General features: G+C 42.1%; 11 protein-coding genes and 1 tRNA gene. 6 read left to right on the top strand and 6 right to left on the bottom strand.

What is annotated here, in order from left to right; translation table 11 throughout:
- Positions 1–120: 120 nt before the first annotated feature.
- Complete coding sequence (locus H6G14_RS05980) at positions 121–1,587, bottom strand: glycoside hydrolase family 13 protein (RefSeq protein ID WP_190566194.1); 1,467 nt, start codon at positions 1,585–1,587, stop codon at positions 121–123.
- Positions 1,588–2,164: 577 nt separating this feature from the next.
- On the opposite strand from H6G14_RS05980, the gene H6G14_RS05975 reads away from it, so the two are divergent.
- The 3 genes from H6G14_RS05975 (at position 2,165) to H6G14_RS05965 (ending at position 5,206) form a co-directional block, all read left to right on the top strand.
- Complete coding sequence (locus H6G14_RS05975; RefSeq protein ID WP_190566193.1) at positions 2,165–3,454, top strand: glucose-1-phosphate adenylyltransferase; 1,290 nt, start codon at positions 2,165–2,167, stop codon at positions 3,452–3,454.
- A gap of 78 nt (positions 3,455–3,532) precedes the next feature.
- Complete coding sequence (locus H6G14_RS05970; RefSeq protein WP_190566192.1) at positions 3,533–4,084, top strand: AAA family ATPase; 552 nt, start codon at positions 3,533–3,535, stop codon at positions 4,082–4,084.
- A gap of 120 nt (positions 4,085–4,204) precedes the next feature.
- Positions 4,205–5,206: a DnaJ C-terminal domain-containing protein gene (locus H6G14_RS05965; RefSeq protein WP_190566191.1), complete on the top strand. Its 1,002-nt coding sequence runs from the start codon at positions 4,205–4,207 to the stop codon at positions 5,204–5,206.
- 85 nt (positions 5,207–5,291) lie between these two features.
- Here H6G14_RS05965 and H6G14_RS05960 read toward each other — a convergent pair whose 3' ends face one another.
- Positions 5,292–5,828 (bottom strand): peroxiredoxin family protein, encoded by a 537-nt coding sequence (locus H6G14_RS05960; RefSeq protein WP_190566190.1) that lies wholly within the window; start codon positions 5,826–5,828, stop codon positions 5,292–5,294.
- Between the two features lie 299 nt (positions 5,829–6,127).
- The gene (locus H6G14_RS05955; protein ID WP_010998772.1) at positions 6,128–6,739 is read right to left on the bottom strand and encodes a peroxiredoxin; all 612 of its coding nucleotides are present in this window, start codon (positions 6,737–6,739) and stop codon (positions 6,128–6,130) included.
- Positions 6,740–6,937: 198 nt separating this feature from the next.
- On the opposite strand from H6G14_RS05955, the gene H6G14_RS05950 reads away from it, so the two are divergent.
- The gene (locus H6G14_RS05950) at positions 6,938–8,998 is read left to right on the top strand and encodes an amylo-alpha-1,6-glucosidase (RefSeq protein WP_190566189.1); all 2,061 of its coding nucleotides are present in this window, start codon (positions 6,938–6,940) and stop codon (positions 8,996–8,998) included.
- A 177-nt stretch (positions 8,999–9,175) separates the two neighbouring features.
- On the opposite strand, the gene H6G14_RS05945 is transcribed toward H6G14_RS05950, so the two are convergent.
- Positions 9,176–9,249, bottom strand: a tRNA-Met gene (locus H6G14_RS05945).
- Positions 9,250–9,557: 308 nt separating this feature from the next.
- Positions 9,558–10,061, bottom strand: coding sequence for a Spy/CpxP family protein refolding chaperone (locus tag H6G14_RS05940; protein ID WP_190566188.1), 504 nt, complete (start codon positions 10,059–10,061; stop codon positions 9,558–9,560).
- A gap of 355 nt (positions 10,062–10,416) precedes the next feature.
- Between H6G14_RS05940 and H6G14_RS05935 the strand changes: the two genes are divergently transcribed.
- Both H6G14_RS05935 and H6G14_RS05930 read left to right on the top strand, forming a co-directional pair.
- Entirely contained in the window at positions 10,417–11,622 is a 1,206-nt protein-coding gene (locus H6G14_RS05935) for a sensor histidine kinase (protein ID WP_190566187.1), read from the top strand.
- Positions 11,619–12,278, top strand: a complete 660-nt coding sequence (locus H6G14_RS05930; protein WP_190566186.1) for a response regulator — start codon at positions 11,619–11,621, stop codon at positions 12,276–12,278. Before H6G14_RS05935 ends, H6G14_RS05930 begins: the two co-directional genes overlap by 4 nt.
- Positions 12,279–12,309: 31 nt before the next feature.
- Here H6G14_RS05930 and H6G14_RS05925 read toward each other — a convergent pair whose 3' ends face one another.
- Positions 12,310–12,735 (bottom strand): nucleoside deaminase, encoded by a 426-nt coding sequence (locus H6G14_RS05925; RefSeq protein ID WP_190566185.1) that lies wholly within the window; start codon positions 12,733–12,735, stop codon positions 12,310–12,312.
- Positions 12,736–12,755 lie beyond the last annotated feature (20 nt).

Raw genomic sequence — 12,755 nt, 5'->3', positions numbered from 1 at the left:
AACTCATAGGGATTATCTTTTCTTCTCCCCCAGTCCCCAGTGCAAGTCAAAAAGCAAAAGTTAAAATAAGAAATCTTTTACCTTTTTACTTTTTACTTTTTACTTTTTTCTCCCCAGTCCCTAATCCCTTAAACCCAAAATGCAGCCACTACGTGGGGGGAGATTTAAGGAAAGTTGTTTTGTTTCTTCTGTATTGTGCCAGTTAAATTCTGCTGCACCGTACAGGATTTTATTTGGCTGAGTCTGCAAACTAGCAACATCTACATTAGCCTGGGCTGCTGCTGTACCCACATTTACGGCAATAATCAATTCTTCTTTACCTAAAGTGCGGGCAAAAATATACAACGCACCTTGCGCCCAAATAACTTGATACTCACCTGTACGTAAGGCTGGGTAAGTACGACGCAAGGCGATTAATTGACGGTGAGTCTGGTAAATTTCTCTATTCCAGTTAGCTTCTAAGGGAAAACCCCGACGAGAATCGGGGTCTATACCTCCTGGTAAACCCACTTCATCGCCGTAGTAGATACTCGGCGCACCAGGAAATGTAAGTAGTAATAAGGTAGCTAATTCTATACTGGCTTGATCACCGCCAGCAATGGTCAGGAGTCTGGCTGTATCGTGACTGGCTAATAAGTTGAGTTGGGTAAGTTGAATTTCCCAAGGATAAAGTTGCAGTACTTCCTGAATTTTGGTGGCGTATTCGGCGGCGAATAGGGGCGGATACGGTTGATAATCACGGCTTTGGACTTGTTCTAAGACTACGCGATCGCCTGCGGTAAAGGCAATGGTCGGCCCGGCAAATAAGTAATTCATTACACCATCGAATTGCGTCCCATCTAGCCACTCGCGGGAATCTCCCCACACTTCCCCCACAATATAAGCTTCGGGGTTAATGGCTTTAACGCGATCGCGGAATTCTTGCCAAAAGCCTGGAGTTTTAATTTCAAATGGTACATCTAACCGCCAGCCGTCAATGCCGAATTTAATCCAATATTCGGCAATCTCCATAATATATTCCCGCACTTCTGGGTTGTCGTGGTTAAATACAGGCAAGGCGCGATTATCCGCCCAGCCAACATAATTTGCTGGCAACTCACCTGTATATGGTGCCAGAGGCCAGCCTTCAATTTTGAACCAATTTACCCAAGGAGAATGGGGGCCATTTTCCAAAACGTCGTGGAAAAAGAAAAATCCTCGACTGGAATGATTAAATACGCCATCGAGGACAACTTTAATATTGCGTTCGTGGGCTGCGTCTAGTAATTCCTTGAAAGCGGCATTCCCACCCAACATCGGGTCTACTTGATAATAGTCGTGGGTATGATAGCGGTGATTGCTGGCAGATTGAAAGATGGGTGTAAAGTAAATGGCATCGATACCTAAATCTTGAATGTAGTCTAACTGCTCCATAATGCCCCATAAATCACCGCCTTTGTATCCTTGCAGTGTGGGCATTGCGTCCCAGTCTTCCCAACGCGCATCACGCAACAGGCGCTTGTGGGGCTGTTTGCTCATAGCAAAACGGTCTGGAAAGATTTGGTAGAATACAGCGTTTTTCACCCAGTTTGGTGTTTGAATTTGCATTATTTCCCTTTTATGCCTTCAGGTGCGATCGTGACAAATAATTATCTATTTGGGATTCCTACTTGTGATAGAAAATTTACATTTAAATATTTAGTCATCAGTATGGATGAGATTCCTTAGGACTTACGCATGAAAACGAAAAATCAAGGGTGTAAGGGTATAAATGCTGGAAACTCTTACACCCAGTCTCAACAGATAACCTGTGTGCGTAAGTTCTATTCCTGTCTAAACTACGACCATAACCTTGATAGGCAATGGAGGAGTCAACATAGCGCGCCCAATCAGCTATTCTGCTTTTAAGTTGCATCATCCATCGTGAGGACTGTTAACAGTCAACAGTCACTTCACAAATTAAGGCAAGATTAAGAAAATACTGTAACCATTAACATATCTAATATTTTTAATTATGAGTGCAAATTAATACAGTGAAAATTGTTTTGTGATCAATTGCTGCACGATACATCACCAGTAAGGTTTTTTAAAATTCATTCAAGATAATCTTTGATCCCCCCTTACCAGCTGCTACAGACAGTCCTAAACTGTAGGTGGGAGTTGAAAGGCAGTTGGGAGAAATCTTGTGAAAAAAGTCTTAGCAATTATTCTTGGTGGTGGTGCGGGTACTCGCCTTTACCCACTAACCAAACTCCGCGCTAAACCAGCAGTACCAGTGGCAGGGAAATACCGCCTAATAGATATCCCTGTTAGTAACTGCATTAATTCGGAAATTTTTAAAATCTACGTATTAACACAATTTAACTCAGCTTCTCTCAATCGCCACATTGCCCGTACCTACAACTTTAGTGGTTTTAGTGAGGGTTTTGTGGAAGTGCTGGCCGCCCAGCAGACACCAGAGAACCCTAACTGGTTCCAAGGTACAGCCGATGCTGTACGTCAGTATCTCTGGATGTTACAAGAGTGGGACGTAGATGAATTTTTGATCCTGTCGGGGGATCACCTGTACCGGATGGATTATCGCCTATTTATCCAGCGCCATCGAGAAACCAATGCGGATATCACACTTTCCGTAATTCCCATTGATGATCGCCGCGCTTCGGATTTTGGTTTAATGAAAATCGATAACTTTGGACGAGTCATTGATTTTAGTGAAAAACCCAAAGGCGAAGCCTTAACCAAAATGCGTGTTGATACCACCGTTTTAGGCTTGACACCAGAACAGGCGGCATCACAGCCTTACATCGCCTCGATGGGGATTTACGTATTTAAAAAAGATGTTTTGATCAAACTGTTGAAGGAATCTTTAGAACGTACTGATTTCGGCAAAGAAATTATTCCTGATGCCTCCAAAGATCACAACGTTCAAGCTTACCTATTCGATGACTACTGGGAAGATATTGGGACAATCGAAGCTTTTTATAATGCTAATTTAGCATTGACTCAGCAGCCCATGCCGCCCTTTAGCTTCTACGATGAAGAAGCACCAATTTATACCCGCGCTCGTTACTTACCACCCACAAAACTATTAGATTGCCACGTTACAGAATCAATCATTGGCGAAGGTTGCATTCTGAAAAACTGTCGCATTCAACACTCAGTATTGGGAGTGCGATCGCGTATTGAAACAGGCTGCATCATCGAAGAATCTTTACTTATGGGTGCCGACTTCTACCAAGCTTCCGTGGAACGCCAGTGCAGCATCGATAAAGGAGACATCCCCGTAGGCATCGGCCCAGATACAATCATTCGCCGTGCCATCATCGATAAAAATGCCCGCATCGGTCACGATGTCAAAATTATCAATAAAGACAACGTGCAAGAAGCTGACCGCGAAAGTCAAGGATTTTACATCCGCAGTGGCATTGTCGTCGTCCTCAAAAATGCTGTTATTACCGATGGCACCATAATCTAGTCAACAGTCAACAGTCAACAGTCAACAGTTAAGAATTTCTACTTTGACTACTGACTACTGACTACTGACCCTAGACTAATGACAAAACTCATATTACTGATTGGTCTTCCTGGTAGCGGTAAGTCAACCTTGGCAAAACAATTAGTAGCACAATGCCCCCAGATGCAGCTGATTTCCACAGATGCCATCAGGGGGCAACTGTTTGGCTCAGAAGCAATTCAAGGGTCATGGCTGCTAATTTGGCGGGAGATAGAACAGCAATTACAGCAAACTGTGATTACAGGCAAAATCGCCCTTTTCGATGCTACCAATGCCCAACGCCGCCATCGTCGTGAACTTATTGCCCTAGCCCGTGAATTAGGCTTTACCGACATTACAGGAGTTTGGATCAAAACACCCGTCTGGTTATGTCTAGCACGCAACAAAAAACGCCCACGCCAAGTTCCCGAAGATGTCATCTTACGAATGCACCGCCAACTCCGCGATGCACCCCCCACTCTGGAAGAAGGACTAGAATGCCTAATTGTCCATGAAAATATATCTTCCCCAATTCACAACTCCCTACTTCCCATTTTCTACATCGATAAGTACGGAAATTGCCCTGACCAAGTGAGCGGGAACCACACTTGATTTTCTTTATTATTTGTTAATTTAAAATCAGAATATTTATGCCTTGGCATTAAACCTAGCAAATTCCCAATTTCAAATCTTAGAAAAAAACTTAAAGAAATTTCTACAGGAGGCTGGTAGATGGCTGCAACAGACTTCAAGGACTATTACGCGATTTTAGGAGTTAGTAAAACTGCCACTCCAGAGGAAATTAAACAAGCCTTTCGCAAATTAGCCCGCAAATATCACCCTGATGTCAATCCTGGTAATAAACAGGCGGAAGCAAGCTTCAAGGAAGTTAACGAAGCCTACGAAGTTTTGTCAGATGCCGAAAAACGGAAAAAATACGATCAATTTGGACAATATTGGCGACAAGTAGGCGAAGGCTTCCCTGGAGGTGGTGCTGGTGTCGATATGGGTGGAGTGGACTTCAGCCAATACGGCAATTTTGATGAATTTATTAATGAGTTGTTAGGGCGCTTTGGTGGTGCTGCGCCTCGTGGTGGGCGACAAAGTTACTCTTATCGCACTCCTGGTGGTAGACCAGGAGGTGGTTTTGGTGGCTTTAATGACTTTGGATTTCAAGATGTAGGCGCAGCAGGCGGTGGTCAAGATGCCGAAGCTACCATCAGCTTAACTTTTGCTGAAGCTTTTGCTGGAGTTCAAAAGCGCTTTAACTTAGGTAACGAAACTATTGATGTGCGGATTCCGGCTGGCACTAAACCCGGCACTCGCTTACGGGTCAGGGGTAAGGGTCAATTTAACCCCATGACACAACAAAGAGGCGATTTATATTTAAAAGTAGAATTTCAGCCCCACTCATTCTTCCAAATTGAAGGGGATAACTTAGCCTGCGAAATTCCCATTACTCCCGATGAAGCAGCGTTGGGAGCCTCTATTGATGTACCTACACCCGATGGTTCTGTAAACGTTAAACTACCTGCTGGTGTGCGTTCTGGTCAATCTCTCCGTTTACGGGGCAAAGGCTGGCCTATAGCCAAAGGCGGACGGGGTGATCAGTTTGTCAAAGTGGCTATTGTTCCACCAAAGGACATGAGCCAACAAGAGCGAGAATACTATGAAAAAATCCGGGCTATCCGCAGTTACAATCCCCGGAGTCACTTACAACAAGTTAAGTTGTAATATCCCGTTTTGCTAATTATTTAATGGTAATAGGTAATAGGTAATTGTTTTCCCATTACCAATGCCCAATTACCCATTACCAATTTTAATCAAATTTTTCTAACAATTTTTCAACACTAGCATTGTGATCAAAAAACGAAAATAAATGCTTGTAACGCAATCTACCATCTTTATCTAAGACAAATTGGGCTGGTAAAGGCGCTCCCAAGGCTTGCCCTACTTGATAGGTACGAAATACCCGACAGCTTGGGTCACTAAGTAAAGGCATTTTTAAGCTTAAATCTTTAACTACTATTTGACTTTGCTTTTCGTCGGTACTCGTAACTAATAAAACTTCTATCCCGCGATTGGTAAATTGTTCGTAGTTCTCATTTAAAGCTTTGATGTGAGGAAAGCAAAAGGGACAATATTGCTTTTCTGTAAAAATTCGCGTAAATGCCAGTAATACAGGCTGTTTACCTCGATAATTTGATAGTTTAACTAACGTCCCATTGGTAATATCTGGTAATTGAAAGTCTGGTGTTCCTACATCTAGCCTTAATTCGTTGCTAGCGGGAATTGGCAAGAAATTACGAAAGAAACGTTCATTCAATAAGCCACTAAAATCTGTTGAAGTTAACATAAACACTGGAAAATTATCTAGTAGTAATATGATGGAAAATACAATTATAAAACCACAGATAAACACTGGAATTAACACTGATTTTATATCTGTGTCTATCTGCGTTCATCTGTGGTAGGGACGATTATCTTATTTGACTCTTGCAAGCAGGATAGAAGTTGGAAGGTTTCTAAATAAAGTCATTGATCGCAGAGGGGCAGAATAAACATATGAAAGAAACAGCTATGAACTAATTAGGCTATTTTCTTTCCTTGTGCCTGCTACCCTCTCTTCGAGAGACGCGATCGCCAACTGCTTTTTTAAACAGCAGCGAAGTAAACTTTGGACTTCACAGGGTCGGGAGTCATGGTCTTTTCGCCAGGTTGCCAACCAGCAGGGCAAACTTCATCTGGGTGAGACTGGACGTACTGGATTGCTTGTAATGTCCGTAGGGTTTCATCAACGCTACGACCAAAAGCTAGGTTGTTAATGGTAGCGTGCTGAATGATACCATCTTTATCGATGATGAACAGACCACGTAAAGCAATACCTGCTGCTGGGTCTAGTACGTTGTAAGCGTCGCTAACCTCTTTCTTAATATCGGAAACTAAGGGATAATTTAGGTCGCCAACACCACCAGACTTACGATCAGTTTGAATCCAAGCTAGGTGGGAGAACTCGCTATCAACGGACACACCGAGAATTTCGGTGTTAAGTTTCTTGAATTCTTCGTAGCGATCGCTAAATGCTGTGATCTCCGTGGGGCAAACAAAGGTAAAGTCTAGGGGATAGAAGAACAAGACAACATACTTACCACGATAGTCGGAAAGCTTAATTGTCTTGAATTCCTGATCAACTACAGCTGTTGCTGTAAAATCGGGAGCCTGTTGACCAACGCGGAGGCTTTCTTGTGTTCCGTAGGTGATGGACATTAACTTAATTCTCCTTCAACTTATATCGGTTTACTAGGTGTTGGAGTTTGGGTTAGGAATAAACTTACCCATCCACGCTTTCACCCTATCGGGTATTCTCCGAGAAGCCTTACGGGTACGCAGTCCTTTAGGGCTGTCTCACAGTTTGATTACGATCTGTTACGACTATATCATAGTCATAACGATTTTGAGTAGCAAATGGATGATTTAGATACAAGAGAATGGTTGCTGACTAATGGCTTAGGAAGTTTTGCCAGTGGAACTGTTTCGGATATCCGTACACGAACCTACCACGGCTGGCTATTTGCATCGACAAATCCACCTTCTGGACGCACCCTGCTGCTGTCGCACCTAGAAGCGAGTTTAGAAGTCTCAGGAAAAGTTGTAGCATTGGGGACGAATATTTGGGGTACAGGTGAGATTGCACCAACAGGTTACAAGCTACTGCGTTCTTTTGATGTTAACCCAGTGCCTAAGTGGATTTGGGGTGAAGGAGACTGGCAATTAAGCAGGCAACTTGTGATGCCTTACGGTGTAGTGGAAAATGGAGAAGAATGTGAACTCAAAGATCAGGAATCTCAATTTTGCCATCGGTTATTAATTCACTATCGTTACGAAGGTGGAGAAACTGCGGTATTGAGGCTGCGATTGCTAATTGCCGATCGCGACTTTCATCATCAACAAACTAATCGTCTAGATTTACAATTTTCCCAAGTCTTGGGTAATCAGCAAATCTACTTGCAAGCCATGAATTCTGGCCGTTTCGGCACACCTTGGCAGTTGCGGTGGTCACAAGGTGAATATCAAGCCAATGCAGTTTGGTATTGGCATTATGGCTTACCAGAAGAAACACAACGGGGATTAGGCGATCGCGAAGACCTCCATAGCCCCGGTTATTTGACAGTCACACTCCAACCAGGAGACACAGTAACTCTAGAAGCACGGATGGGTTTTCCGGCTGAACTTACAGATTCCCTTACCAGCGATACCTTTGCTGAAGCGGTGGAAGCAGAGCAAGAGAGATTGTCTCAGGTTTTTGGCTGGGGATTGGGGGACTATGGGGACGATGGGGAAGAATTGTTCCATATTTCCTCCTCATCCCCACTTTGGCAGCAACTACTCAAAGCAGGGGATCAATTTATTGTCTATCGAGATTCCATTGCTGGCCCTACAGTAATTGCTGGTTATCACTGGTTTAATGATTGGGGACGTGATACATTGATTGCCTTACCTGGTTTAGCTTTAGTACCCAAGCGTTTTGAATTAGCAAAAGGTCTATTGCAAACCTTTGGGCGTTATTGCCGCCACGGTTTGATACCTAATGCTTTCCCTGATATTGATAGCGAGCCATACTACAACAGTATTGATGCCGCCTTATGGTGGATTGAAACTTTAGGACTGTACCTGGAAGCTACCCAAGATTGGCAATTTTTGGCGGAACAGTTCCCTATTGTCCAACAAATTTACAAAGCATATTTTGGTGGTACTCGCTACAATATCCAACTCGATGCGACTGATGGCCTAATTGGTTGGGACGCTCCAAATGTTGCTCTTACTTGGATGGATGCGGTAGTTGGGGGAGAACCAATGACTCCTCGTCCAGGTAAGGCAGTGGAAATTAACGCTCTGTGGTATTCGGCTTTATGTTGGCTAAGTCAATGGGCTGAAAGATTGAGTCAAATGGATTTGGGTGATTCTGTTCGTCTGGAAAAACAGGGGCGGCGTTATGCTCAACAAGCCCAACAGGTGAAAGCTTCTTTACAAAAGTTTTGGAATCCACAGCTTGGTTATTTGTACGACACCATCGATTTAGACGATCGCCGCAATGCCCAAATCCGTCCCAACGCGATTTTAGCTTTGTCTTTACGCCACTGCGGATTTTCCCAACAACAGGGACAACAAATATTAGATTTGGCAACTTATCGCCTGTTAACTCCCTATGGTCTTCGTAGTCTCGATCCAGCAGATCCAGAATATATTGGCAGATATGAAGGCAATCCCGAAAAACGCGATCGCGCTTACCATCAAGGTACTGTTTGGACTTGGCTAATTGGGCCTTTTATCCGCTCTTGGCAGCGTTTTTACCCACAACAACCATTGCCTTTTGATTGGCAACCTTTATTAGATCACTTTTTAAGTGATGCTTGTCTTGGTTCTATTTCCGAAATTTTTGATGGTGACCCTCCTCATAGAGCCAGAGGAGCTGTAGCACAGGCCTGGTCAGTCGCAGAAGTGATTCGCCATTTGCGGACAACTTGATTTGTGTTTGGTTTGTGGAGATTGGTAATATTTAATAGGTCATTGGTAATAGCCAAAACTATTATCTTTGACACTATGCCGACGGCGATCGCCTCTTTCCTGCTTACAAAGCTTTAGGCATTGATCCCGTGTTTAATCACTAGGAAGAAAGACTCTTGTATATCTTAATTTTAGATATGGCTCAGGTCGGATTTGAACCAACGACCCCAGGCTTATGAGTCCCGTGCTCTAACCAACTGAGCTACTGAGCCGTGTTTTTCACACATTTCTTAATATAGCTGATAAATTTATTTTTGTCTAGTATTCTGGGAAATGAATTTTCTCTGGTTGCTGGAATAAGCCTCTAATTAGCGCGGTGGTGAACTTGCAAAATACAGAAGAAGCTCTTTTTTCTTCCCTTATACCCTTACACACCCGTTTTTCTTGAGAGTAAGCATAGTTTCTCAATTTCCACAATTGGGAGAAAATTTCCCCCTTGCTTCAGCCAGACAGTCAACCGAACCTAAAAACTGTCGTAGGCTAGGAGTTGAAAGAGTGGAAGTAGCAAGGGGTAGCATTATCAGCTTTGAGGTGAAGGTTGATTATTGCGTCTTTGCTGCCAACGCTGACGGGCATTAGCTTTCAGTTCTTGTAATTTAGTTCGCTGTTCTGGGGTTAAAACTGCTTCCATTTGTTGTTGCGAAGCTTGGCGAATTGACCGGATTCTAGTTTTCTGCTCTTCAGTTAAATTTAATTCAGCAAAATTCTTACCACCGCGCCGGCCGGCTTGTGGGCGTTGACCTTGTTGACGCTGCGCCTGACGTGCTTGGCGTGCAGCTTCCATTTTGGCTTTCTGTTCTGGGGTGAAAACTGCCTCAATTTGGGCGCGGCTGTTACGACCAATTTCTTGTATTCTGGCCTTTTGTTCGTTGCTTAATCCCAAACTTTCCCAAGGGCCTTTCTTTCCAGCTTGTGCAATCAATAACACAGAAGAAGAATTTGTTTGTGCTTGAACAGCAAAGGGAGTTGCAGTTAAAGTGAGCGCCAGCGCTCCAACTAATAGGGATAAGGGTTTGAGTTGCATTAGGTTCCTTGATGTGTTTTCCTGTGGGATGTAACCATCTTAGAAACCCAGGTCAACTATCCACATGAGGAGAAAGTCATGAATACACCCATGACTTTTGTCATGCTGCAAACCTGATTCAAGTGACTGGCGGTTTGGTGGAAATTCCAGTAAACAGGAATTACACAGGTGTCATCATCAAACTAACTTTTAGAGTGCGTCAGCCCTAATAATTTCGTACACATTAGAGGATTTCCCACATCTGAAGCACACTAATATTGTGCCAGTTGCGTGAGTCCTGGTAAATATAGAGAACTCGTCAGCAGCCAGAAGTCATATCAATTCAAAATAATCACTATATTTTGTAGTATAAACTATGGGTCAATATATTAAAGTTCATAACCACCCTTTCCGCTTTTTACTATATCTAGAATGGATATTGTTAGCAATATCTATTATCACGTCAATATTGCCCTATCCTTCACCTAGATTTTCCAGTAGATTTCCAGAAATTACGATTATTAGTCTCACAATTTTTGGATTAATGGGATTAAGATTACCCACCAGTAATAACTTAAATAAAATAGTTTATACTGTCTTTGAAATCATTTTAATTTTTATTACTGGATTATTTGAAGGGAGATCTGCTCGGATGTTTCCCTTTCTCTACATTATTTTAGTGACTCGTAGTTGTTTAATTTTTAAGTTACCTGGACGTTTATCTGTCACTTTAACTTCGTTTAGTTTGTTCTTATTCACGCTAATAAATCGATTACCTCGTTCTCCGCTCCCTCTACAAGCACAAGAGCGTTTTCGCTTTTTTACGCTGAGTTTGACACTTGTATTTGGCTTAAGCTTAATTTTTGTTTTACTGTTAATGAATAGCTTATTATCAGAACGTCAGAGTCGAGAAGAATTAGCCGTTGCTAATGAAAAACTCAGTCAATATGCTCTACGTATTGAAAACCAAGCAACTTTAGAAGAACGTAATCGCATTGCGCGGGAAATTCACGACTCTTTAGGTCATTCGCTCACAGCATTGAATTTACAATTAGAAACCGCGTTAAAACTTGCACAGTCTAATCCCAACAAGGCACAAACTTTTTTAGTTAGGGCAAAAGAGCTTGGTTCCAAAGCCTTACAAGATGTAAGAAATTCTGTTTCTGCTATGCGCTCTCATCCATTGCAGGGCAAAACTTTAGAACAAGCAATTGATATCATAGCAGCAGACTTTGAGCAGAATACTGGGATTATATTAACTAGTAGTTTTAATCTTGATTACAAATTATCAACAGAAGTTAGTACAGCTATATATAGGATTATCCAAGAATCATTAACCAATATTTCTAAGCACGCTAGAGCCACAGAAGTTATTTTAGAAGTTTCTCTCAATCGAGGTAGCTTATCTTTGATAATTCGGGATAATGGTAGAGGGTTTAATATCCAACAAAATACCACAGGTTTTGGATTACAAAGTATGCGCGATCGCACTTTGGCTTTAGGAGGAAAATTTGCCATCAATAGTGTTGTTGGTGATGGTTGTCAAATTACAGTTGATATTCCGGCAAGCAGATTAATATGATTAAAGTTTTATTAGTAGATGATCAAAATCTGATCCGTCAAGGATTAAGAGCATTATTAGAGCTAGAACCTGATATAGAAATCATAGGAGAGGCAGAAAATGGAAAAATTGCTATTGAGTTGATTGCCCAATTTTATCCAGATGTAGTATTGATGGATATGCGAATGCCAATTATGGATGGAGTAGCTGCTACACAAGAAATTCAACAGAATTTCCCCAATGTTAAAGTTCTAGTCCTGACAACTTTTGATGATGATGAATATGTCAAAGCAGCTTTACAACATGGTGCAATGGGTTATTTACTCAAAGATACGCCCTCAGAAGAATTAGCTGTGGCAATTCGTGCAGTCGATAAAGGTTACACTCAACTAGGCCCAGGAATAGTCAAGAAACTCTTAGTACAGTTTCAGTCTACACCAAACCACACGCCACCTGCGCCGACTCATTTAGCTGATCTTACGCCCAGAGAAAAAGAAGTTTTACGCTTAATTGCCACAGGTGCAAATAATAAAGAAATTGCCCAACAACTCTATATTTCCGAGGGGACAGTTAAAAATCATGTGACGAATATTTTAAATCGTTTGAATTTGCGCGATCGCACCCAAGCCGCTATCATTGCCAATACCTATTTAAATTATCTCAATGAATCTGAATAAAAGATAGTAAATTCACTATGGTTATCTGATTTCACTGAAACAAATTCAAACATTCCTGTCGAAGAATACCCTTAGTCACTTTGATGTTTCTCAAAGATTTGGCAATTACTTCTTCACAAGATATCTGGATTTGTGCTTGATTTGCTAAAATTAAATCTTGAATTGAAGCACCATATATAATCTCTGCAATACCACTCCAAACACAGGCTGCGGCACACATGGGGCAAGGTTCACCGGTGGTATATATGCTATAACCTGCTAAGGAAAAGCTTTGTAATTGGGCGGTTAAACGGCGAATCACATTAATTTCCGCATGAGCAGAAGGATCATTATCTCTAGCAACAGTGTTGTGTGCGAATGCCACAACTTGGTCATCTTTGACAATTATCGCACCGTATGGCGCATCTCCTTTTTTTGCTTCGGCGATCGCTAGACGCATAAAATATTCTGGGTTCATAATTATCTTGATATTTCAGT

Source organism: Nostoc parmelioides FACHB-3921 (assembly GCF_014696625.1).
Classification (GTDB): Bacteria; Cyanobacteriota; Cyanobacteriia; order Cyanobacteriales; family Nostocaceae; genus Trichormus; species Trichormus parmelioides.
The sequence above is the reverse complement of the archived record's forward strand: the minus strand, read 5'-3'. Positions and strand labels throughout refer to the sequence as shown.

Bases quoted from the DNA above. Each gene is read 5' to 3' on its own strand.
- H6G14_RS05965 (WP_190566191.1), top strand. From the start codon at position 4,205: ATGGCTGCAACAGACTTCAAGGACTATTACGCGATTTTAGGAGTTAGT.
- H6G14_RS05980 (WP_190566194.1), bottom strand. From the start codon at position 1,587: ATGCAAATTCAAACACCAAACTGGGTGAAAAACGCTGTATTCTACCAA.
- H6G14_RS05930 (WP_190566186.1), top strand. From the start codon at position 11,619: ATGATTAAAGTTTTATTAGTAGATGATCAAAATCTGATCCGTCAAGGA.
- H6G14_RS05970 (WP_190566192.1), top strand. From the start codon at position 3,533: ATGACAAAACTCATATTACTGATTGGTCTTCCTGGTAGCGGTAAGTCA.
- H6G14_RS05960 (WP_190566190.1), bottom strand. From the start codon at position 5,828: ATGTTAACTTCAACAGATTTTAGTGGCTTATTGAATGAACGTTTCTTT.
- H6G14_RS05955 (WP_010998772.1), bottom strand. From the start codon at position 6,739: ATGTCCATCACCTACGGAACACAAGAAAGCCTCCGCGTTGGTCAACAG.
- H6G14_RS05940 (WP_190566188.1), bottom strand. From the start codon at position 10,061: ATGCAACTCAAACCCTTATCCCTATTAGTTGGAGCGCTGGCGCTCACT.
- H6G14_RS05935 (WP_190566187.1), top strand. From the start codon at position 10,417: ATGGGTCAATATATTAAAGTTCATAACCACCCTTTCCGCTTTTTACTA.
- H6G14_RS05950 (WP_190566189.1), top strand. From the start codon at position 6,938: ATGGATGATTTAGATACAAGAGAATGGTTGCTGACTAATGGCTTAGGA.
- H6G14_RS05925 (WP_190566185.1), bottom strand. From the start codon at position 12,735: ATGAACCCAGAATATTTTATGCGTCTAGCGATCGCCGAAGCAAAAAAA.